The following is a 22,422-nucleotide window of genomic DNA, read 5'->3' on the forward strand; positions in this document are numbered from 1 at the left end:
CCGTTAGCATCGGAATAGTAAATTCCAGTTCACTGTTCACTGTTGACTGTTCACTGTCAACAGTGAACCGTCAACCGTCAACATCATTCCGGTGTAACCGGAAATGATATTATTCGCAACTTCAGGCGCAGCGTGCCCTTGAATCCTGCGGGAGGTTGCCAGGAACTCAAGGCCCTCTTGAGATCCTCTACGGCGTCTGTTGCTTGCAGCGTCGAGGTTTTAGTGTCGATAGCCAATCGGGCAACGCGGCCGTCTTGTACCAATAACTTCCATACCGTTTCACCGCTAACCCCCGCCGGGAGATTAACAGATTGCAGGTATTGAGTCAAATCCGCGATCGCCCCTGCATCCAACCCTTCGACGCTAACTACTTGCAGGCGAGAAGCCTTTGGCTGCGATGGTTGCAACTCACCGTAACCTCGCGGCGGCGCCATAGCAGGAGCTGGACTCACCGGTGCCGAGTTGCGATTCGAGGTAACGCTGCGAGTGCCGCCTCTAGTTGGCTCTGCCCCCTCCGACTGGAAAATACCCTCATAGTTGACACCCTGCGGCAATTCTACAGGCACTTGCACTCGACGACGAGTTCCATCTGCTTCGACTCGCACTTCTTCGCTCACAGCCACAAAAGCCGTGTATTCCGACAGCAAGCGATAAGTCAGAGCAGTATTAGTCACAGATTCCACTAGAGATTTAGTCTCGCCACCAAACATTTGATTCATTAAATCTTTAATGCGCGATCGCCCCCAAAGTTGAGCTACCGCAGGATTGCCAAAATCCGTAGCGGTTGCTGCGACTGAAGTAGACTCCCGCTGCCGCCCGCCGGATTGAGCAAAATTAACCGGTAAAACTTGCTCGTAAGCTTTGCCGCCCGCAAGAGTGCCGCGGATGCGAAGTTGGCCGGGGGCTCGATCGGTCTTTTTGCCAAACAAAACCAGCGGCTGACTCGCAAACAAGTCTGGGGGTGCGATCGGATAAATCTCCGGTTTTTCCCCCATTCCTTCCCAACTAATTTGAATATTAGTCAATACCGGACGATTAATTTGACTAAAAAACTTTTCTGCTGCTTCGGCTGACGGTTCATCTTGACGAATTACTTGAGACGTGCCTCTTCCCACTTCCGCCAAACGGTTGAGCAAAAACCGATTCACCGAACCGCCGACACCAAAACTATAAAGTCGATTTCCCGGTTTCAGACTCTGCTGAACCAGAGCCAGCACTTCATTTTCATTACCAATGTAACCATCCGTAATTAATACAATACTCCGCAGCCTTCCCGTAGCCGCCGCCGGAAAATTCATCACTGCTTGAATGCCGTTAAGCAGTTCACTGCCTCCGTTAGCCTGCAACTTTTCGATATAATTAATTGCGCTTTGTCGATTTTCTGCCGTATTCGCTAAAGGAGTAGTTGAAAGCGCTTGCGTAGTGTTGGCAAAATCAATAATAGTAAAAGTATCGTTGGGATTCAGTCCTTGGATGAAGCGGCGCATCAACTCCTTAGATTTTGCTAGTGGTTCGCCCTTTTGAGAACCGGAAGTATCCATCAGAAACACGACATCTTTAGGTACAATTTCATTAGTTTGGTAGTTTAATGCCGGAATCAAATAAGTAGCAAAATGACCGCCCCGCTGGTCGGATTGAGTCAAAATAGTTGCCCGTGTATTTTCGCCCGCCACTCGATAGCGCAAAATTAAATCTTTATTGGGAATTGTGTCAGAATTGGCTAATTGGACTTGCACAATATTTCCCCTGCGGTCAGTTGTAATTTGATGGGAAGTAGAGCGGACATCGCCGATCGCAACTCCGGCATCTATTTCTACCGAAACAGCAATATTGTGACCCGATCGCGTTCCTGGAGGCAAGACAGGCGGGTTAATGCGATCGGCATCGGTATTAACCCCCCCCTGCCCCCCCCTTGCTAAGGGGGGGGATTGAGCATCGCCCCCCCTTAGTAAGGGGGGGTTGGGGGGGGTCGAATTTCTCGAAATATAGCGCGGCCCTACCACCATTGGAAACACAAATTCGTAATCGCCGCCGACAAACTTGAGACTTTCGGTGTAGCGAATCGTAACTTCAATTTTTTCTCCCGGTTTGATATTAGCCAGAGACTGAGTAAAAATATTATCGCGTTCTTGTTCCAACAAACCAGCACTCCGGCCTTGCTTTCTGGCTTGTTCGTACATTTCCACAGCTTCCTCGCGGCGTTTGATATCAGCTTTAATAATTCGATCGCCTATTTTAATTTCCATATCATCCACCGCCGCTTCATCGGGCAAAGGAAATACATAAACAGCTTCTATAGATTCGGGAAAAGGATTTTCAAACTTCTGAACAACTTCGACGCGGGAGATATTGCCAGCTATTTTGGCTTTAACTTCCGTCTGCTTGAGAGGAAAGACTTGTTCTGGGGCCGTATTTGGAGTTTTGACGAACAAACCGCCGACAGGACACCGATTTTGTGGCGATCGTCCGCCATTGCAATTAACATCGTTACTAGCGAGGATTTTCGGCGACACAGACGAATAATTTTCCCCAGGATCTTTTGCCCGCGCTGCATGGGGAGCAAGCCACGCGCCACACTCTATCGCAGCGAGCAATGCGATACCAGCACAAAGCAACCGTTGAGGGGAGAGAACGCAGACAAACTTCATAGCTGTTTTTTTTAGCAGACTTGAGGTGCTTTGTTTACCATGACTTTACCCTTTGCAAAACGTTCCTGAGTTAGCTTTTTGGGAAAAATGAAGAAACGGGCTGCACAAACGAGCAGGTTTGGTCGATCCTCTTCGAGGGCTTCACCAACGGGCGATCGAGCCCAACCTGCAAGATTGTATAATTAAGTTAGACGACAGTTAAATAGCTCTAACCGAAACCCCTGAAACCCTAATAAATTGTAATTACCATGAATTTTATCAACCCCAAAACCGACTTTGCCTTTAAAAAAATATTCGGCTCGGATGACAGTAAAGACATTTTGATTAGTTTCTTAAATGCTCTCCTCTACGAAGCACAGCCCGTTATCGAAGATTTAGAAATTATCGACCCCTATTTAGCTCCAAACATTAAAGGCATCAAAGATACTTACTTGGATGTTAAAGCCAAGATTACTGGTGACAAAACTGTGATTATTGAAATGCAGGTTTTGAATGTAGAATACTTTCAGCAGCGGGTTTTGTATAATGCAACTAAAACTTATTCAATGCAGCTAAGCACAGGAAGTGGCTACAGCAATTTAAACCCTGTGATTGCTCTGACAATTACAGATTTTAAAATGTTTGAGAACATGGACACAGTGATTTCGCACTTCATCTTCAAAGAAAAGACATTTTTAGTAGATTATCTAGCGGATCAATTTGAGCTGGTATTTGTGGAGTTACCAAAATTCAACAAGGGACTAGATGAATTAGAAACCTTGACAGATAAGTGGATATACTTCATGAAAACAGCTCAAGCTTTACAGTCTGTTCCAGAAGAATTGGAAAATGTACAGGAACTGAAACAGGCTTTTAAAATTGCCAATAGAGCGAATCTAAATGCTCAGGAACTAGATGATTTAGAGAAGCGAGAAATCTTCATTCAAGACCAGCGTGGCTCCATTAGTCTAGCTACCAAAATAGCCCTTGCAGAAGGTATCGAGCAAGGTATCGAACAAGGTATCGAGCAAGGTATCAAACAAGGGAATTTGCGATTAATTACTCGCCAGTTGGAACGTAGTGTAGGCGCACTGTCGCCGGAGATCCAAGCCTGTATAAGTCAGTTATCCGTTGAGGAATTAGAGAGTTTAGGAGAGGCTGTATTAGACTTTGCCACCTTGTCAGATTTGACAACTTGGTTGCAAGCACATAACAATCGTCAATGATGGGTCAAATGGGTGTAGGGGCAATCCCCCGTGGTTGCCCTTATGGATTACCTATGTCACATTTGAGTCTGACCTGACATTGAAGCATCTAAAGTCGAAAATCCTATGAGCAAATTTGTGTTTGTGACTGGCGGCGTGGTTTCCAGCATCGGCAAGGGAATTGTCGGTGCTTCCTTGGGCCGCCTATTAAAGTCGCGGGACTATTCTGTCTCGATTTTGAAGCTAGACCCCTATATTAACGTTGACCCCGGCACTCTGAGCCCGTTTCAGCACGGAGAAGTCTTTGTCACGCAAGACGGTGCGGAAACTGACCTGGATTTGGGGCACTACGAGCGTTTTACCGATACTTCCATGTCTCGCCTCAATAGCGTCACCACGGGTTCCATTTATCAAGCGGTGATCAACAAAGAACGCCGCGGTGAGTATCAGGGGAGCACGGTGCAGGTGATTCCGCACATCACTAACGAGATTAAAGAGCGAATTCACCGGGTAGCAAAAAATACTAATCCCGATGTGGTGATTACGGAAATTGGCGGAACGGTGGGAGATATTGAATCTTTGCCGTTTTTGGAGGCAATTCGCCAGTTTCGCAAGGATGTCGGCCGGCAAAATGTTGTGTATATGCACGTCACGCTGATACCTTGGATTCCTTCGGCTGGGGAGATGAAAACTAAACCGACTCAGCATTCGGTGAAGGAATTGCGATCGATCGGCATTCAACCAGATATTTTAGTCTGTCGGTGCGATCGCCCCCTGTCTTTGGGCATGAAACAGAAATTGTCGGAATTCTGCAACGTCCCCGAAGAATGTGTCATCACCGCTCAAGATGCTAAAAGTATCTACGAAGTGCCGCTGATGATGGAACAGGAAGGTTTGGCCCAACAAACCCTCAATTTGCTGCAACTCGAACATCGCCAGCCAGATTTGCATCAGTGGCAAACTTTAGTCAACAGGCTTTACAGTCCCAATCACAAAATTGATATTGCTTTAGTTGGCAAATACGTGCGGTTGAACGATGCTTATCTTTCGGTGGTCGAAGCTTTGCGGCACGCGGCAATTGCGATCGGCTGCGACCTGAATTTACACTGGATTAACTCAGAAGATTTAGAATCGGGAAACCTCGATAATTATCTCAAAGGTATCAACGGCATTGTTGTACCGGGAGGTTTTGGGGTTCGGGGAGTTGACGGCAAAATAGCGGCGATCGAATATGCTAAACACCACAAAATTCCATTTTTGGGATTGTGTTTGGGGATGCAGTGTGCTGTGATTGAATGGGCGCGCAACATCGCCCAACTACAGGATGCCAACAGCGCTGAATTTAACCCAGATACAGCAAATCCGGTAATTAATTTATTGCCAGAACAGCAAGATGTAGTCGATTTGGGCGGTACAATGCGACTGGGTTTGTATCCGTGCCGTGTCAACCCAGACACGCTAGCTTTCAAACTTTATCAGAAAGAAGTGATTTACGAGCGGCACCGCCATCGGTACGAATTTAACAACGCCTACCGCAATCTTTTCTTAGAATCAGGTTATGCAGTCTCCGGTACATCTCCAGACGGCCGATTGGTAGAAATGATCGAATTTCCCAACCATCCCTTTTTCATAGCCTGCCAATTTCACCCCGAATTCCAATCTCGACCTAGCGCCCCCCACCCATTGTTTCAAGGGTTTATCCAGGCCGCTAGCATCCAGGGAAAGCAGGATGTTTTAGAAGATGAGGGTCGCGACTTGGTGGCTGGGAAAGTTGTCGCAAACTGATCTCATATCATGTGCGATCGATTAGTTCTGATATATTAGATGTCTGTAGGGGCGGTTCCGAGTAGACAATATTCAAATCGCCCAGACAATCGACATTACAAAACCCACCCAACAGACCAATAGGATTTGATAGGGGTCGCACTTACCGGACTAGATATCGGGCAGCATTCTCAACGAGTGAAAAACCTCCCCCCCAACCCCTATGCTAGGGCTGGGGGGCTAGTACCACAAGGGAGAAGGCAGAAGGCAGAAGGTAAAAATGCAATACGGTTCAGTTAAGCTCGATCCCCCCTAACCCCCCTTAAAAAGGGGGGGACAAGAACTTACTCAAAGTCAACCCCTACTCCCCTTCTTAAGGGGGATTTAGGGGGATCTCCGAGGAATAAATAGTTTTAACTGAACCGTATTGGGTAAAAATGCTGATATTTTTACTTAACTTTTTACGGATTTCAAGGGTGATACCAGTTTCAAAAAAAAAATGCAACTGTAGGCAACTTCCAAACCCCGATAGTCATCAGTCATGCCCAATCTAAAATCTAAAATCTAAAATCTAAAATGGTAGGAGTTGTCAAATTATCCTAAAATACCAGGAAACACCGGTTTGAGGAGGCTTTGTGGCTTATTGGAGCAAAATTACTTATGAGAAAAGTACATACATAATTGACCTTGACACTATTAGTGCTTTTTCTAGCGAACTGGATAACAAGCGTATCACCTTTTGGCTGCCTAATAGCAGTCAGCCGATTATCCTCAATCCCCAAGGCAATTCTGAGGCTTACAAGCAAGTTCTCGATTACCTAAAAAAAACCATCGATCGCAATTCTAGAGGTTCGTGGATTAAAATTAATTATGACCGCAAAGAATTTGCGATCGATATGAGTCGAATTAGCTCTTTTGCTTGCGAACAGAACGGTCGGCTAAGCTTTTGCCTGCCTGACAGCGCAACTAATATTATTATCCTGCGCCAAAGCAACCCGGACGCTTATCAAGAAATTCAGGAATACATTAAAAAGACGACTGGACAATCTCTGCCATGAAGAAGTCATTAGTCATTAGTCATTAGTCATTAGTCATTAGTCATTAGTCATTAGTCATTAATTTAGAAGCATGAACAATGAAGGAGACTATGTTTAGTAACTCCTCACCTTCATTCTATTTTTTTTGAGCTAAAGTGCTTAGGTTGCACCATAATTTTAGATATTAAAAAAGCGCAGTAAAATGCGCTGCTTTTTTTAATTTTAACTATTGAACAAGCTGCCAAGCTAATTTTGCTGCCCCTACCATCCCTGCTTGATTGCCCAATTCAGCAACCAATAACTGTAAATCTTCGCGAGAAGTCGGCAGTACACGTTGCTGAATTTCTTCTCGAACCTGCGGCAAGAAAAATTCTGCACCTGCACTAATTCCACCGCCGATAATAATAGCTTCCGGCGTCAAAATATAAATTATACTTGCCAAACCGATACCCAGATAGCGCCCGTAATTTTGCCAGAATTCTAAAGCTTTGGCATCTCCAGACTTAGCTAGATTTGCTAATTCTAGGGGTTCCAAACCCGTTTCTCGGCGAATTGCTTGCACCGAAACGTACTGTTCTAAAGAACCGCGATTGCCGCTGTTGCACTCCGGGCCGTCGGGATTTATAGTAATCAATCCTAGTTCTCCGGCCGCGCCTTGATGACCTACAAATAGTTTGCCGTCTAGGATAACTGCGCCGCCGACTCCTGTACCTAAAGTTATTAAAATTAGGTCTTTAAAGTGCCTTCCTGCGCCCAACCAAGCTTCTCCCAATCCGGCACAGTTGGCATCATTTGCTAATATTGTCGGCAGTCCGGTTTTAGCTTCCAACCAGTCAGCTAGGGGGACGTTATGCCAGTTTTTGAGGTTAATTGCTACTCTCGCTATTCGGCCGGCGGCGTCTGCGGGGCCTGGAGTACCGATGCCGATCGCACTTACAGCATTTTCGACCGGATTAAGTTGTAAAATAGCATCGGTCATTGTAGCTACAACGGCTTCTGGCGTTGCGGGTTGAGGGGTGGGAACAGTTAAGGATTGGTGACAAATGCCGTCTTCGCTGAATCTGCCGAGTTTAATGGCGGTTCCGCCTAAGTCAATGCCGATTACTTGTGTCATTCAATTTGGGTTTGGGATGGAAGAATTTGCGATTAATTTTAATAGGATAAATATTTTGTGTTATCCGCCTTGGCACCTTACAAATTCAGTGTTTAGTGAGGACTGAAGTCCTAAAAGTCCTATTTTAGTGTATAATAATTAGCGACGAAAACTGCGCTTAATTCTCAATAGTATCATACCGATCGCAATACGTAGCAAAAATTAGGGAGACAAGCGAGTTCGCCTATTTAATTTCGCCTAACTTACGTTGCGCTACCTCTCGGTTGTGCAAAGCATCGTGATAATCTGGTTGGAGAGCAATTGCCTGGTTATAAGATGCGATCGCCTCTTCAAATCTTCCTAAATTATACTGCTCATTCCCTCTCTCGCACCACGCTTTCGCCTCTACATTAACTTCCGATTCTGCCTCCGCAGCCTCAGCGCCTCTGCGATTCACTTCCCCAGAAAAACCCAAACCATCCCCAACAAACACCGCCTCAATCACCCTCCCCTTTGTATCCTCCTCCTCAACCTCCGGCAGCGGAAACCGTGTCAATATCTCCCGCCCAATTTGCCGCGCCACCTCTGACAATTCCCCGCTGCCAATTCTACCTAACAATACCAGCCGCTGCGCCAATTCCTGAAGCGATGCCACCGCATCCGTAGGGGCGGTGCCCCCGTGCCCGCCCTGCAGGTTTTCCCCCTCTAACAATCTTTGCCCAAACCGTCGCAGCCAAGCAGCCACTTCACCATCTTTAAGGCGTTTTGCGATTAAGAATCCCGCTACATCCCCTCGACTCCAGCCAGCATTCACCCCTTCTAGAATTTCCATGAATTTCGATTCGTATTCCGCGTCAGTTAATGTTGGGCGGATGGCGGTATTTTCCGAAGGCGGGGAGGGTTTGGTTGGGGTTCCGAACAGCCGCTGAATTAGTCGTTTGAAGAATTGCAGAATTTTGTTTAGCATTTGTGGGGTTGGGAGGAGTGGGGTATTTTCTATTTTATAGCAATTATCAAAAGTAGGATTACATCGAGATTGTCGGCGATGTCTGTAGGGACACGGCAGTGCCGTGTCCGGGATTGCGACGCACAACTAACAATCACGTGAAGTAGAATTAATCTACTTTAAAAGCGGATAATACAGTTCTCCAGTTGAGTTGATATAACCGGCCCTATCGCCCGCTAAATCCCCCGTTCCCATAAATACATCAACTCTCCCCGCGCCTTTGATTGCGCCGCCAGTATCCTGATCCAAAACGTACCGATTCACGGCATTTTGTTCGAGTTGTCCCGCCGCATTCGGATAAGGGAGTTTTGTACTAATTAATGCTAGTGCACCGGGTGGCATTAAAGCTTTGTCGGTGGCGATCGACCTTTCGGCAGTTACTGGCACTCCAATGCTTCCTGTGGCTGGAGCTCCATTACTATCCCGGAAGAATACAAAGCTTTCATTTTTAGGCAAATATTTGTTCATATCTGCGGGAAAGTTGGTAAAATATTCCCTTAGTTTCGGCAAAGTTAACTCTTCTAAAGTAAACTTTCCGTCTTTAACTAATTCTCGCCCGACTCCTGTATAACTGTGACTGGTTTTGCCTGCAAAACCGACGGTCATCTCGCTACCATCTGTTAGTTGCAATCTCGCAGAACCTTGGACGTGCACGAGAAATGCTTGGAATCGATCGCGCAACCAAACTAATTCTAATCCTCGCAGCAATCCTTTACTTGCCTGCAAAGCATCTGCGCCTTCTAATTGCAATCTTGTCGGGTGAGGTTTCGGCCAAGATGCCATGTTTGGCGGCATCCGGTACAGGGGATAACGGTATTCGGAATTCGGCGTGCGAGATGCTGCGTAAGTCGGCTCGAAATAACCTGTAAATGCTACTGTTCCTTTGCCGTCTTTGCCCGTGGATTTGTAAAATACAAATTCGCGCTTGACTGATTCCTGAAGTTGTGCTGGCGTTGTGGAACTGACAACTAATTGGCGGAATCGATCGAGGGAACGGCGGACTCGATCGCGCGTAACTCCTGCGACTGGATAGCGGCTGTAAGCGCTGGCGGCGGCCGATGTATTGAGATAGCGGAGGCTGTGGTCGATCGACCTTAACAGCAATTCTTTATCGCCCGGTTTGCCATTTTCGCCCCAGATTTGAGCGTCAAAGGCGATCGACTCCAACCCACTCGCTTGTAATTGATTTACAGTCATTGGTTGCAGCGATGGAACTGCAACGGCGGGCACCGAAAAAGCGATCGCCAAAACGCAACAGGCAATGGCTAATAGCTGATAGCGAAAAATCTTGCTCAATTTCCAATCTTCCCTACTGAATTGATTATTTTCCTTATTCATCGAATCGTTCGACGCTAGAAGTAAATATCGGTTCTACGCGAATTGCGAGAACGCTGGTAGGCCGAACTACCATGTATTCGCCTTGAATATTTTTAATCGGGACATTAAGAAATTCTCTTGAATCTTGTTTCGGCACCAGCGTACTGCTGTACCACTTTTGAAAATCTTGCAGCGTTGCGAAACGTACTTCTTCGCGATGGCCGCCTTCAAGCAGCAGGTGCACGGAATATTCGCTGGGTGTTCTAGGCATAGCAGATGGGGAGAGTTGTTGGAGGACTATCTAAAATCTCAAATCTAAAATTGATGTGGTCGCCCTCAAGCAACAGGTGCAAGGAATATTCGCACTTGTGTTCTAGGCATATCTGTATTTTAGTTTTTTGATTTTAAGCTTTTGGAACGATTCCATATTTTACATCTTCCTCGGCGCATTCCCTCATCTAGTAGGCTGGGTCGAGGGACGGGGAGAGGGAGAGGGGGGAGAGTGGCAGAGTGGGAGAAGGGGAGACGGGCAGGGCTGTTTCATTCTCTTGTAGGGGCAGCCCCCCGTGGCTGCCCCAATCTCTGAAACACGAGCAAATCGTGGATGGGGAGGGTAGGCACGGGGAGTAGGGGTAGCACTACAAGAGTCAAAATCATCGTTTTCTTGAGAATGAAGCAGCCCTGGGGAGAAGGGGAGGGTGGGAGAGACCAGAGAGTTGTTGCAGGAAAATCTCAATCTAAAATCTAAAATCTAAAATCGATTGAGTTGCAGGAGGAAAACCCCAATCTAAAATCTAAAATCTAAAATCTAAAATCGATTGACGGCGGCCCCCCTCTGCGGCTACGCTGTGAAAATAAGGCTGCTTTCCTCAAAGAGGAAGCAGCCCACGTCGCTCAAAAATCTAGTTGCACTGCCCAAAGCTGCTACCAACAGCAATGGACAGCTAACCGCCAAACTGAGTAAGCAGTATGGAGGCTAGTTGAGAATTTTAACACTCTCTGTAGCCGCCCTGCTCTGTGTTAACCTGCGGGGCGGCTGGGTTTTTGGTTTTCTAGGAAAACCAAAAACCAGGAGACCATATTATGTCACAGGAATTCGTACCTGACGTTGACACTCCCCTGGCTGAAGCCGAGGGGATTCTTAATTCAGCGACTGACCTTAAAATGTTCTGTCCTTGCGGCAATTCTTAAACCTTTCAACCGTGGGGATACCACCAATTGATGAGCCTAACTCAGAAACACCCCAGCGGGTCTATCTCCAAAAGCGTACTAGGATACGAGCCTAGAGTTCGGGTATGCCCTACCCTACTTAACAATTCCCAGTAAAAAAGTTAGGTTAGCTGGATTTGGCTGTTTAGAGTGTTCTCGCCGCACTTTGTCCCCCGGTTTATGCCTAAAAGTGTGTCTCATGTCCCGTTTCACTTCGGGCAAGGGAGTTTAACCCTGACTGTTTCAGTTTACCATGCTGTCCTGTCGTGTCCAAAACTTTTCACGAAAGTTTGTGGAATTGAAAAGATGAGATTTTAGATTTAAGACTGGGGTAAAGAGAGCAGGCAGGATGAATCCTGCAACGCCCTTTCATCCCCGGACTGAAGTCACGGGGTTTTCAGGGTATTCCTTATAACTTATCCGCGCGTCCAAATGACGACTCAGCAGTATCGGAACAGGAAGTCGTGCGGATAACGGTTGTCGGTTCCCGCGCAGCCGTGTTAGAAACCATCCACACCTTGTACCGACTGGGATTTGCCGCCGTCGGGGATTGGAGTCCGCCACAGCGAGGCGCACAGCCGGGACAAGTGATAAGCGTACTCATTCGCCGATCGCGCAAAGCCCAAAAATAGGCTGAAATACGCTAGGGACACGACACCGTGCCTTTCGTCGTGTCAACAAACACGTTAAACCCGCAGTCCGACAGGGGTTGAAACCCCTGCCTCAAAACTCAAGTCCTCGCTATGAGGACTCAGAAGAAGACTTTTAAACTCATTAGTCCTCTTGAGAGGACTTTAGCTATTAGACAGGGAATTCATTCCCTGGCGGACTGACGGGCGGGTGGGAGGACTGGCGGACGATGGGCTTAAGTTGACACGCTTTGCACAAGGTATTGCCGTGTCCTCCATCGCCGCGGCTACATGGCTGGATCTGTGATTGTCACATCCTCCGAGGGCGATGGCGTCCCGCCCTCGCCCGTGCTACGGGAAATTTCATCATCCAACCCGGTTAATTTTATCCGTTCCCCCCCACAGTCAACACAAGCCTTGGCCCAAGTCTCTACAATGATTAATCAGGCGGAATACAGGGATTGTGTATTTTAGAACACGATTTGACCGCAACACTTAAAATAGTCTTGATTTACCGATCGACTGCACCCTTTTCTCATCAATATTTCTGGTTAGCTGGGGGTGTCTGTGGGCCGGAGTTCCGAGGTTCTGCTTCCAAAATGCTGAGAATGGTGCACAATTTCAAATTAACAACAAAACTTGCACTTTTTTGAGTAAGCTTTTGGGGGAACAGCTTAGAAACCCTCTTTCTAAGACTGATGCAAAATATCAAATTAATCCTCCACCTTGTCCAATTACTAATTACGAACCTATGCCCCGTCGTCAAGACTTAAAAAAGATTCTTCTTATTGGTTCCGGCCCAATTGTTATCGGTCAAGCGTGCGAATTTGACTATTCCGGGACACAAGCTTGCAAAGCTTTGCGAGAAGAAGGTTTTGAAGTAGTGTTGGTGAATTCCAACCCGGCAACGATTATGACCGATCCGGAAACTGCCGATCGCATTTACATCGAACCTCTAACGCCGGCCATCCTCGAACAAATCATCGCTAAAGAAAGACCTCAAGCAGTTTTACCGACTATGGGCGGTCAAACTGCGCTAAATTTAGCAGTAGCAGTCGCTAAAAATGGCGTTTTAGAAAAATACAACGTCGAGTTGATTGGTGCTAAGTTGCCAGCAATTGAAATGGCAGAAGATCGACTATTATTTAAGGAAGCGATGGCGCGAATTGGGGTCGCAGTTTGCCCTTCGGGAATTGCCAACACTCTCGACGAAGCCAAAGCAATTGGTCACCAAATCGGCAGTTATCCGTTAATTATTCGTCCTGCTTTTACAATGGGCGGCACGGGAGGCGGCATTTCTTACAATCAAGAAGAGTTTGAAGAAATGGCACAAGGCGGGATTGACGCCAGTCCAGTATCGCAAATTTTGATCGAACAATCTTTGATTGGTTGGAAAGAGTACGAACTGGAAGTAATGCGGGATTTGGCAGATAATGTAGTGATTATTTGTTCGATCGAGAATCTCGACCCGATGGGCGTCCACACCGGCGATTCTATCACCGTCGCCCCGGCGCAAACTCTCACAGACAAAGAATATCAGCGCCTGCGGGATGCTTCGGTGAAAATTATTCGCGAAATCGGAGTTGAAACCGGCGGTTCCAATATTCAATTTGCCGTCAATCCTGTCAACGGAGATTTCATCGTTATTGAAATGAACCCTAGGGTTTCCCGTTCCTCCGCCTTGGCCTCGAAAGCAACTGGTTTCCCTATTGCCAAAATGGCGGCAAAATTAGCGGTAGGTTACAGCCTAGACGAAATTTCCAACGATATTACCAAGAAAACTCCGGCGTCTTTTGAGCCGACAATTGACTACGTGGTGACGAAGATTCCCCGATTTGCCTTTGAAAAGTTTCCCGGTTCCGAACCCACTCTGACAACGCAAATGAAGTCAGTTGGGGAGGTAATGGCGATCGGGCGCAGCTTCAATGAATCCTTCCAAAAAGCCCTGCGGGGATTGGAAACAGGCCGCGCGGGTTTCGGCTGCGACAAACCGGAAAAGTTGCCGAGTTTGGAACAAATTCGCGCCGGATTGCGGACGCCAAATCCCGATCGCATTTTTACAGTTCGCCACGCGATGATGATGGGAATGTCGGTGGAAGATATCTTCGAGTTCACAGCAATCGATCCTTGGTTTTTGGATAAAATGCAGGAATTGCTGGAAACTGAGAAGTTCTTGAAACGAACGCGGTTGGAACAGTTCACAAAAGAGACAATGTTTGAAGTAAAGCAGTTGGGTTTTAGCGATCGCCAAATTGCTTACGCCACCAAAACATCGGAAGATCAAGTCCGCGCTTACCGCAAACAGTTAGGCGTAATTCCGATTTACAAAACCGTCGATACCTGTGCCGCTGAATTTGAAGCGTTTACACCGTATTATTATTCCACCTACGAAGCGGGAGCGGCAATTTGGGAATTGGGCGATGAAGAAAAGAAAGTTTCGCCTGTAGGCCACAGTCTCGCGCCGGAGTCGGAAGTTTTGCCTTCTACCAAACGAAAAGTGATGATTTTAGGTGGCGGGCCGAACCGGATCGGACAGGGAATTGAGTTTGATTACTGCTGCTGTCACGCTTCCTATTCCCTAGGAGAAGATGGCTTTGAGACAATTATGGTCAACTCGAACCCGGAGACGGTTTCAACGGATTACGATACGAGCGATCGCCTGTATTTTGAACCGCTAACAAAAGAAGATGTTCTCAACATCATCGAAGCCGAAAATCCCGAAGGAGTAATTATTCAGTTTGGCGGACAAACCCCGCTGAAGTTGGCGCTGCCTTTACAAAAAGCTCTGGAAAATCACCCCGACGTACAAACAAAAATCTGGGGAACTTCGCCGGATTCCATTGATACTGCTGAAGACAGGGAGCGATTTGAAAAGATTCTGCGGAAATTGGATATTCAGCAAGCTGCTAACGGTTTAGCCCGTAGTTTTGAGGATGCTTTAATAGTAGCTCAACGCATCGGTTATCCGGTAGTGGTGCGACCGAGTTACGTGTTAGGCGGGCGAGCAATGGAAATTGTTTATTCCGATACGGAATTGGAACGTTACATGACCTATGCCGTGCTAGTAGAACCGGAGCATCCGATTTTAATTGATAAGTTCTTGGAGAATGCGATCGAGGTGGATGTCGATGCGATCGCCGATCTTACTGGCAATGTGACGATCGGCGGTATTATGGAGCACATCGAGGAAGCGGGAATCCACTCCGGCGACTCTGCTTGTTCTATCCCTTACCAAACGCTTTCTGATGCAGCTTTGGCAACAATCCGCCGCTGGACTGTAGAATTAGCAAAATCGCTGAAAGTGATCGGGTTGATGAATATTCAATTTGCCGTTCAAGGGGAAGAAGTTTTCATTTTGGAAGCTAACCCGCGCGCTTCTCGAACAGTGCCTTTTGTCTCCAAGGCGATCGGAGTTCCCTTAGCAAAAATGGCCTCGCGAGTCATGTCGGGCAAAACTCTAGAAGCTTTGGGTTTTACTGAAGAGATTATACCCACTCATGTTTCGGTAAAAGAAGCTGTATTGCCCTTTGCTAAGTTTCCGGGAGCTGATACCTTGTTAGGGCCAGAAATGCGATCGACCGGCGAAGTCATGGGAATTGACACCGATTTTGGCAAAGCATTTGCCAAAGCTCAACTCGGTGCTGGACAAATGATGCCGCTGTTTGGAACTGTGCTGGTTTCGATGCGCGATCGGGACAAACTAGCAGTTGTACCCGTTGTCAAGGAATTCTTAGAATTGGGTTTCAGAGTAGTCGCAACCCACGGGACACGCAAAGTTTTGCAAGAGCAAGGTTTACAGGTAGATTTAGAATTGAAACTGCACGAAGGGCGGCCGAATTTGTTGGATTCGATCAAGAATGAGAAAATTCAACTAATTATCACCACGCCTTCCGGCGAAGAATCCCGCGCCGACGGAATCTTTATCCGCCGCACAGCTTTGACTTACAAAATCCCGATTATTACTACAATAGCCGGTGCCAAAGCGACAGCAGCGGGAATTCGATCGCTAAAATCCTACCCAATGGAAGTAAAAGCAATTCAAGACTATTACCCGCAAACCTAGAGGGCGAAACACCCTATGTTTAGGGTGTGCAGCGCGCACTATTAGTGTCAACTGAAGCTTTTAGTCCGCCAGTCCTCTCGCTCACCCCAGAACTGTTTCATTCTCAGAAAAACCAGGGTTTTGTAGGGGCGGTGCGACCCCTACTCCCCGTGCCCGCCCAGCCCATAGACGAGCGGGTCGGGGTTTCAGACTATCGGGGCAACCGGGCGTGGGATTGCCCCTACAAGAGAATGAAACCGCCCTGCCGTGCCCGCCCAGCCCATAGACGAGCGGGTCGGGGTTTCAGACATCGGGGCAACCACGGGGGGATTGCCCCTACAAGAGAATGAAACAGTCCTCTCGCTAACCAGGCAGCCCGCCAGGGAATGAATTCCCTGTCTTATAGCGAAAGTCCTCTCGAAGAGGACTGAAGAACTCATTAGTCCTCATAGCGAGGACTTTCGCTTTGAGGCTATTGTTTTAACCCCTGCCGGACTGAGGGTTTAACGTTAAGTTGACACCAATGGTCGCGCACCTTACCCTAAACATAAGGTGCCGCCACCAAAACCTAATCTGCATCGGAATCCAAAACTCCGCTAGACAGCATCAACCTCGGCCAAACTAACAAGAAAAAACCCATCCAAGCTAATAAAGGAATCGCGACTAAAACCGTTATCCAAACAGTTTTTAACAAAAACCAACTACCGGAAATCAGACTCGTGCCTGTCAAAAGAATCGACCAAGGTTGACACCACCAAGGTTTGTAACTCCAAGGACTAATAGCTTTTTGATTAGAAAGTTTTTTATCAGAAATAGATTTCATATTTTCAGTGATTTTTTATGGAGAATAGTCGGGCTAGCTGGATTAACCGAAGTTAAACATTCATCACTTCTTCTGCTGTCAGCGTTAATTCGGGAAAAGTTCGCGACACAATTCGTTCACTGCCTTTAAACACGCTTATTTGATAGTTGCCATCTGCATCCAAAAGGTGAACAAATACAGTTGGAATTTTGGGATTTCCCAGAAATTCCCTGCTGCCAATTGCTAAATAATCGACAATCCAATACTCAGGAATTCCGAGGCGCCGATATTCGTCCAATTTGTCTATATAATCGTCCTCCCAATTTGTTGATGTTACTTCCACTGCCAATTGAATTGGTTCCCGCATTGCAGCATAAGCAGAACGGTTCGATCGCCACAAATCGCGATCGATTACGCTGACATCCGGTCTCCGCCCTTGTTCGATGCCGGCTTTACTTACAGTTCTGATAACGGCGGTATTTTTAACTACATAATTTAAACTTAGTCGCCGGATTTCATCATTGAAGCCAAATAACATGAAATTAGCAACATCATCATGATTTCTTGTCGCATTCATCTCTACAATTTCTCCATTTACCAGTTCATAGAGTCCATCTTCTGGACATTCTACAAGGAATTGGTCAAAGGTTAATTTTTGCGTGACTGTTGCAATCATAAGATTCTTCCTTATTTTGCAGTAATACTATTAGTCTATATTACCACAGGCAGGAAGAAATTTGTTTTTTTGACCCCAGACATCCAATTATAAAATCTAAAATCTACAATTAAAAATCTCAAATCGATTCAGGTAAATGGTAAAATACGAGCGCCAGCGGGCAGATTGAGTTAAATATGTCACCTAGTTGCTAGGGTAGAAAGTAACAAACCTAGAAATCGAGCCACTCCCAGGTCAACCCCGAACCATGAGACTAGACGAAGCCGTAGAATTTGCCGAAAACCCAGAGCCGCGCTGTCCCTGCGTCCTCCTGCTGGACACCTCCGGCTCCATGCAAGGCGCACCGATAGATGCCTTGAATGAGGGGCTGGAAATTTTTAGGAATGACCTAATTAAAGACGAACTAGCTAAAAAGCGAGTCGAAGTCGCGATTATTTCGTTTGACAATCAGATCAAAGTCGTGCAAGACTTCGTTACCGCCGACCAGTTCGAGACGCCACTGCTGACAGCTCAAGGACAAACCCACATGGGCGCAGGCATTCAGCTAGCATTAGATACCATTGCCGCCCGCAAATCCGAATACCGCAACAACGGCATTACCTACTACCGCCCGTGGGTATTTATGATTACCGACGGCGAACCTCAAGGTGAATCCGACGATGTTGTGGAAATAGCAGCACAGCGGATTAAAGAGGAAGAAACTAACAAGCGCGTGGCATTTTTTGCAGTCGGAGTGGAAGGTGCTAATATTCCCCGTCTCGCGCAAATTGTCGATCGCACGCCTGTAAAATTGAAAGGATTAGACTTTAGAGAGATGTTCATCTGGCTGTCGGCTAGTATGCAGAGAGTTTCTCACTCAAAAATTGACGAACAAGTAGCACTGCCGCCACCCGGATGGGGAACTGTTTAGTCATTAGTCATTGGTCATTAGTCATTAGTTATTGGTCATTAGTCATTGCTCATTAGTCATTGGTCATTAGTCATTGGTCATTAGTCATTGGTCATTAGTCATTGGTCATTAGTCATTGGTCATTAGTGAGAGTGCCGTAGGGACACGGCAGTGCCGTGTCCCTACAAGGGCTAGTACCTACGAACCCAGAAAAGTGCTGTAATTAGGGATAAATAAACCCGTCCAGACTTTGCATAGTTGTGAATTTACGAAGTTTTGAGTTAAAGAGTTATTAATGCAGAATTCATCCTTTAATTGGCAAGTTGTAGGGGCGTCGGTGATAGGTACGAGCCACGAAAAAAGAGCGCAGCCTTGTCAAGATGCCCACTGCTGGCGTCTCTTGCCAAACGGTGTTTTAGCGGCAGCGGTTGCCGACGGTGCGGGCTCGGCAGCACTCGCAGAAGTTGGGGCCAAAATTGCTGTGGAAGCGGTTGTCGAAACGATTTGCCAGCAACAGGAAAGGCTGCCTGAAACTGACGACGAATGGCAGGTATTCTTGACAGCATCGCTGCAAGTCGCGCGGGCGCAGGTGGAAGCAGAAGCGGCTGTGCGGGAAGTGGCTGCGAGAGATTTAGCCTGCACTTTAATTGCGGTTGTTGCTACACCAGAATTAATCGCAGTTGCTCAAATCGGCGACGGTGCGGCGGTAGCAGGTGATAGTGCAGGAAATGCGATCGCCCTGACAGTACCTCCCTGCGGCGAATACATCAACGAAACTATCTTTTTGATTTCGCCGAATGCGATAGAAACAGCGCAATTTCAGGTACTGCGGGAAAAACTGCCGCACTTAGCCGTTTTTTCCGACGGCTTGCAAATGCTAGCTCTCAAAATCCCAGAAGGCACGCCGCACAAGCCGTTTTTTGCGCCTTTGTTTCGGTTTTCTGGCGAGTGGAAAGAAGAAGAAGATGCGAAACAGCAGTTAGAGTCATTTTTGCGATCGCCCCGCGTTTCCGAACGCACCGATGATGACTTAACATTATTGTTAGCAACTTTTTCGACCAATGTCTAGTCTGTTCAACTTGAGATATTGCACCATTCTCAAGAACAGGCAAGATGCCTGTTCCACAAAAGATAAATTTTCTTGTGGAACAGGCATCTTGCCTGTTCAGAAAAGGCTTATTGAGAATGGTGCAAGATGTGATCTCAACTCCACTTACAAAAAGCGGATAAAAAATTATGACAGATCCACGAATTAGTGCCAGAAGCTTGCTGCGAGAAACATTTGCTACTACGGGGCCTATATACGCTCCCCTGTTGACAATCAATTTTCCCAATTTTATATTGGTCGCGCTCAATAGTTTTGGCAATCTCGGTTCAGCAGGTGTTCTTTTCTTTATCTACTCGTTCGTGGCAGTTCCTTTATTTTCGGGAGCCATGATTTTCTACACTTACCGAAGTTTGACTCGAAATCAAGTAACTGTGGGTCAGGCTTTCAATCAAGCAAGCAGAAGATTGCTGCACCTTATTTTGGCTTATATTTTGTTTGTGGGGGTGGTGTTTGCAGGCTTCATTGCACTAATAATTCCCGGTCTTTATGTATCATATCGCTTAACATTTTCATTGTACGCTACCGTCATTGATAACTCTTCGGCGGTGGACAGTCTTAGCAGCAGTTGGAAATTAACTAAAGGGCGCTGGTGGTTGCTATTTCGAGCGATTTCTCTGATTGTTTTGCTTGTTTTTGTGCCAATAATATTGATTTCCCTATTAATCGATCCGACGGCCAAATCCGTAGGATATCAGCTTACAAGTAATCTACTCGGATTTTTAGCCGGGCCGTTGATGAATGTTTATTTGGTTTTATTGTACCTGCGCCTGCGGGAATCGGCAGCAACTATTCAATAGACATCTCCGAAAAATCAAGTCAAGGGCTGTCAGGATACCTACCCCACAAAAATTGTTAGCGCTGTCTCGCGAGCGGTGAAAATTTGGCGCGGTTCTATAATAAAATCGAGGTGTCAACAATTTTGCTTTAGTTTGTACAGTAGGTCGTCATTTGCAAGCACAAGAGATTAAGGATCGGCTCAACTCCCTAATTAGCGACGCAGATCTAATAGATCCGAGTTTAGCGAGAAGATTGGATGAAATCAATCGCTGGGTGAAAGATATTAAACCCGGTTCGCTAACTGCTAAAAAATTTGTGATGGCTTTTTTGCTGCAGCTTATCCGAGATTCTCAGGTTTGGCTGGCAGTTCAATCTCTACCTTCGGAAAGAGAACAGCAAGCCGCGTTTGAGTTAATGACGCCGGGAGAAAGGTATTGGTACAGCTATCTATTTCCTAAATGGCTGAGCGAAAACGATCGCAAATTTTACATCTGGAAACAAAAACTCAAGGCCGGCCAATTCGATCCGGGAGATGATCTCGTGATTCGTGCGATCGCAGCCCGAATTGTCGATCGGCAAGGCACTGTTTTGTATCGATATGTTGCAGATCTTTCTATGGCAACCGATTCCATCGTTAGCAACCGCCAACAACAGCCCCTCTGCATTCAAGTCACTACTCTTTCGGATGAGTTTTCTGAACTAAAATATCAAAATTGGCAACAAACTCTTCAAGCTTGGGGGATTGACAGAGGATTATTCTTAAGTTATGATAAAAACGATGCAAATTTCCTGAACCAGTTAGTTAACATTGCATTATATAATAGTGATAATTTGCCCGCAGGTCGTTACCTCAAGTTCCCGTAAATCAAGCAGATATGCTGCTGAGAATAGTTCGACTGCTCCAAACTCCGTGAAAAAAAAAATTTGACTAACTCACATATTGCACAATTCTCGACAATGGCAAAAGCCTAGTCCCCAGACAGCTTCCCGCAAAAGGGAAGGCGGAGCAAGATTCTTCCTCCCCTTTTCTGGTTCCGGGAGGGGTCTGCCAGACGGCGACAACAGGTGCTTGATACCAAGGCTAAGCAGGGAAGATTTACCGCAGCAATCAATCTTGTTAAATAACTAGCAACTCGGCCTAAATTGAATTGAGATTTGATTTAATCGCCGTGAATTGTTGGAAAAAAAATCAAATTACATCAAAATCAAATACTATGACTGTACAAGGTACGAGCATCGTTGAAAATAACTTGCAAAAAGTCTGGGAAGAACTGGAAGCAGCCCGAAAAATGCAGGATGACTGGATGAATTACGGGGTAGATTTTGTGGATTTGTATGTGGAAGATGCTGGCGGTGATTGGTTGGAAAAGTGGGGAAAATGTGAAGAAGAATTAGAGCTAATAAAAAATAAAAAGGTAGATATTGAAGCAGTCAAAGCAGCGATCGACCTTTCCAGCTTTCAGCAGACAAAACTGCTGGAAATTGCCTTGAATTGCCGTTACTCTACCAGCTATTACTCCGATCGCCCCCAGGAGTCTCCCGCTTGGCAAGAGGTTAAGTACAAACGGCTGTCACTCTTAGGCGCAGCGATTTTCGGTGCTGTTGTTACCGATTACCTCTACCGCGAATATCCAGAACTCGATCCCGATGCTATCTCAACCTTAAAAGCTCGTTTAGCAGATCCGAAAAAACTTGCGGATTTTGCACAAAATCTGAAATTAAACGAACTCGGTTGGCGCGTCTGGAATGGGAAAGAAGCAGACAAAAGCGAGCAGACTAGGAATTTTTTGGAGGCTTTTGAAGCTTTGTTTGGCGCGATTTACTTGGAGTTGAATCGCGATTTTTTCCGTGGGGGAAACTGGCTGATTCAGCACTTGATTGAACCAAACATTAGCCAGCATCTGGATCTAACTCAGCCGCGACAAGTAGGGCCAGAAAACGAGGTGAAACGGCGGGAAATGCTGGGTGCGGCTATTCTAGATGCGATCGCGATCGACTATTTGTACAACCGCTTTCCCGAACGCAACGCCAGCCAGCTAACTCGCTGGAAAAATATGTTAGTGGCCAAAGAGATTTTCCCCAAAGACTTTAAGGCAAAACTAGGCAGTCAGTACCTGGAATTGAGAAGCAATTTCTCGCGTACCCGCGACTGGTTGGTGGATAACTTTATCCAAACCGCAGTTGACGAACTGGAAGAGGAAACAGGCGATCGACTAAAATAAAATCAACTTGTCAAAAAAA

The 22,422-nt window shown here is 46.5% G+C and carries 17 protein-coding genes; 9 read left to right on the forward strand and 8 right to left on the reverse strand.

Annotated elements, in window-relative coordinates:
- Positions 1-83: 83 nt before the first annotated feature.
- Positions 84-2,648, reverse strand: coding sequence for a VIT domain-containing protein (locus QT990_RS15220; protein ID WP_333465423.1), 2,565 nt, complete (start codon positions 2,646-2,648; stop codon positions 84-86).
- A gap of 248 nt (positions 2,649-2,896) precedes the next feature.
- Here QT990_RS15220 and QT990_RS15225 point away from each other — a divergent pair, with 248 nt between their 5' ends.
- The 3 genes from QT990_RS15225 to QT990_RS15235 all read left to right on the forward strand — a co-directional run bounded on the left by QT990_RS15225 (position 2,897) and on the right by QT990_RS15235 (position 6,654).
- Positions 2,897-3,853 carry an Rpn family recombination-promoting nuclease/putative transposase gene (locus QT990_RS15225; protein WP_333143213.1) on the forward strand — a complete coding sequence of 319 codons (957 nt, stop codon included), beginning with the start codon at positions 2,897-2,899 and terminating at the stop codon, positions 3,851-3,853.
- A 105-nt stretch (positions 3,854-3,958) separates the two neighbouring features.
- Positions 3,959-5,617 (forward strand): CTP synthase, encoded by a 1,659-nt coding sequence (locus tag QT990_RS15230; protein ID WP_333143212.1) that lies wholly within the window; start codon positions 3,959-3,961, stop codon positions 5,615-5,617.
- A gap of 614 nt (positions 5,618-6,231) precedes the next feature.
- Positions 6,232-6,654 carry a hypothetical protein gene (locus QT990_RS15235; protein ID WP_333465424.1) on the forward strand — a complete coding sequence of 141 codons (423 nt, stop codon included), beginning with the start codon at positions 6,232-6,234 and terminating at the stop codon, positions 6,652-6,654.
- A gap of 205 nt (positions 6,655-6,859) precedes the next feature.
- Here the strand turns inward: QT990_RS15235 and QT990_RS15240 are convergent, their stop codons facing one another.
- The 5 genes from QT990_RS15240 to QT990_RS15260 form a co-directional block, all read right to left on the reverse strand.
- The gene (locus tag QT990_RS15240; RefSeq protein WP_333308486.1) at positions 6,860-7,747 is read right to left on the reverse strand and encodes an ROK family protein; all 888 of its coding nucleotides are present in this window, start codon (positions 7,745-7,747) and stop codon (positions 6,860-6,862) included.
- 223 nt (positions 7,748-7,970) lie between these two features.
- Positions 7,971-8,693 (reverse strand): tetratricopeptide repeat protein, encoded by a 723-nt coding sequence (locus QT990_RS15245; protein WP_333143210.1) that lies wholly within the window; start codon positions 8,691-8,693, stop codon positions 7,971-7,973.
- Between the two features lie 153 nt (positions 8,694-8,846).
- Entirely contained in the window at positions 8,847-10,070 is a 1,224-nt protein-coding gene (locus QT990_RS15250; RefSeq protein ID WP_333143209.1) for a murein transglycosylase A, read from the reverse strand.
- On the reverse strand, positions 10,063-10,320 hold the full coding sequence (locus tag QT990_RS15255) for a hypothetical protein (protein ID WP_333040861.1): 258 nt from the start codon (positions 10,318-10,320) through the stop codon (positions 10,063-10,065). Before QT990_RS15255 ends, QT990_RS15250 begins: the two co-directional genes overlap by 8 nt.
- Before the next feature lie 1,347 nt (positions 10,321-11,667).
- Entirely contained in the window at positions 11,668-11,862 is a 195-nt protein-coding gene (locus QT990_RS15260; RefSeq protein WP_333143207.1) for a hypothetical protein, read from the reverse strand.
- Positions 11,863-12,638: 776 nt separating this feature from the next.
- Here QT990_RS15260 and carB point away from each other — a divergent pair.
- A complete protein-coding gene (carB, locus tag QT990_RS15265) occupies positions 12,639-15,950 on the forward strand; it encodes a carbamoyl-phosphate synthase large subunit (RefSeq protein WP_333143206.1) in 3,312 nt (1,103 codons plus the stop codon).
- Positions 15,951-16,497: 547 nt separating this feature from the next.
- On the opposite strand, the gene QT990_RS15270 is transcribed toward carB, so the two are convergent.
- Both QT990_RS15270 and QT990_RS15275 read right to left on the reverse strand, forming a co-directional pair.
- Entirely contained in the window at positions 16,498-16,752 is a 255-nt protein-coding gene (locus QT990_RS15270) for a DUF6737 family protein (RefSeq protein ID WP_333046688.1), read from the reverse strand.
- 52 nt (positions 16,753-16,804) lie between these two features.
- Complete coding sequence (locus QT990_RS15275) at positions 16,805-17,407, reverse strand: Uma2 family endonuclease (protein ID WP_333465425.1); 603 nt, start codon at positions 17,405-17,407, stop codon at positions 16,805-16,807.
- A 247-nt stretch (positions 17,408-17,654) separates the two neighbouring features.
- Here QT990_RS15275 and QT990_RS15280 point away from each other — a divergent pair, with 247 nt between their 5' ends.
- The 5 genes from QT990_RS15280 to QT990_RS15300 all read left to right on the forward strand — a co-directional run bounded on the left by QT990_RS15280 (position 17,655) and on the right by QT990_RS15300 (position 22,403).
- The gene (locus QT990_RS15280; protein ID WP_333143204.1) at positions 17,655-18,317 is read left to right on the forward strand and encodes a VWA domain-containing protein; all 663 of its coding nucleotides are present in this window, start codon (positions 17,655-17,657) and stop codon (positions 18,315-18,317) included.
- A gap of 274 nt (positions 18,318-18,591) precedes the next feature.
- Complete coding sequence (locus QT990_RS15285; protein WP_333143203.1) at positions 18,592-19,365, forward strand: PP2C family serine/threonine-protein phosphatase; 774 nt, start codon at positions 18,592-18,594, stop codon at positions 19,363-19,365.
- Positions 19,366-19,532: 167 nt separating this feature from the next.
- On the forward strand, positions 19,533-20,201 hold the full coding sequence (locus QT990_RS15290; protein WP_333143202.1) for a hypothetical protein: 669 nt from the start codon (positions 19,533-19,535) through the stop codon (positions 20,199-20,201).
- A gap of 151 nt (positions 20,202-20,352) precedes the next feature.
- Entirely contained in the window at positions 20,353-21,045 is a 693-nt protein-coding gene (locus QT990_RS15295; RefSeq protein WP_333308490.1) for a hypothetical protein, read from the forward strand.
- Positions 21,046-21,395: 350 nt separating this feature from the next.
- Positions 21,396-22,403 carry a ribonuclease III domain-containing protein gene (locus QT990_RS15300; RefSeq protein ID WP_333465426.1) on the forward strand — a complete coding sequence of 336 codons (1,008 nt, stop codon included), beginning with the start codon at positions 21,396-21,398 and terminating at the stop codon, positions 22,401-22,403.
- Positions 22,404-22,422: the final 19 nt, after the last annotated feature.

Origin of the sequence: Microcoleus sp. T3_B1 (assembly GCF_036700445.1) — a bacterium.
In the GTDB taxonomy this organism is placed as follows: domain Bacteria; phylum Cyanobacteriota; class Cyanobacteriia; order Cyanobacteriales; family Microcoleaceae; genus Microcoleus.

What these genes read in the sequence shown, in the direction of transcription:
- QT990_RS15300 (WP_333465426.1), top strand. Translation starts at nt 21,396, where the DNA reads ATGACTGTACAAGGTACGAGCATCGTTGAAAATAACTTGCAAAAAGTC.
- QT990_RS15225 (WP_333143213.1), top strand. Translation starts at nt 2,897, where the DNA reads ATGAATTTTATCAACCCCAAAACCGACTTTGCCTTTAAAAAAATATTC.
- QT990_RS15255 (WP_333040861.1), bottom strand. Translation starts at nt 10,320, where the DNA reads ATGCCTAGAACACCCAGCGAATATTCCGTGCACCTGCTGCTTGAAGGC.
- QT990_RS15250 (WP_333143209.1), bottom strand. Translation starts at nt 10,070, where the DNA reads ATGAATAAGGAAAATAATCAATTCAGTAGGGAAGATTGGAAATTGAGC.
- QT990_RS15240 (WP_333308486.1), bottom strand. Translation starts at nt 7,747, where the DNA reads ATGACACAAGTAATCGGCATTGACTTAGGCGGAACCGCCATTAAACTC.
- QT990_RS15280 (WP_333143204.1), top strand. Translation starts at nt 17,655, where the DNA reads ATGAGACTAGACGAAGCCGTAGAATTTGCCGAAAACCCAGAGCCGCGC.
- QT990_RS15275 (WP_333465425.1), bottom strand. Translation starts at nt 17,407, where the DNA reads ATGATTGCAACAGTCACGCAAAAATTAACCTTTGACCAATTCCTTGTA.
- carB (WP_333143206.1), top strand. Translation starts at nt 12,639, where the DNA reads ATGCCCCGTCGTCAAGACTTAAAAAAGATTCTTCTTATTGGTTCCGGC.
- QT990_RS15290 (WP_333143202.1), top strand. Translation starts at nt 19,533, where the DNA reads ATGACAGATCCACGAATTAGTGCCAGAAGCTTGCTGCGAGAAACATTT.
- QT990_RS15285 (WP_333143203.1), top strand. Translation starts at nt 18,592, where the DNA reads ATGCAGAATTCATCCTTTAATTGGCAAGTTGTAGGGGCGTCGGTGATA.
- QT990_RS15220 (WP_333465423.1), bottom strand. Translation starts at nt 2,648, where the DNA reads ATGAAGTTTGTCTGCGTTCTCTCCCCTCAACGGTTGCTTTGTGCTGGT.
- QT990_RS15270 (WP_333046688.1), bottom strand. Translation starts at nt 16,752, where the DNA reads ATGAAATCTATTTCTGATAAAAAACTTTCTAATCAAAAAGCTATTAGT.
- QT990_RS15230 (WP_333143212.1), top strand. Translation starts at nt 3,959, where the DNA reads ATGAGCAAATTTGTGTTTGTGACTGGCGGCGTGGTTTCCAGCATCGGC.
- QT990_RS15245 (WP_333143210.1), bottom strand. Translation starts at nt 8,693, where the DNA reads ATGCTAAACAAAATTCTGCAATTCTTCAAACGACTAATTCAGCGGCTG.
- QT990_RS15260 (WP_333143207.1), bottom strand. Translation starts at nt 11,862, where the DNA reads ATGAGTACGCTTATCACTTGTCCCGGCTGTGCGCCTCGCTGTGGCGGA.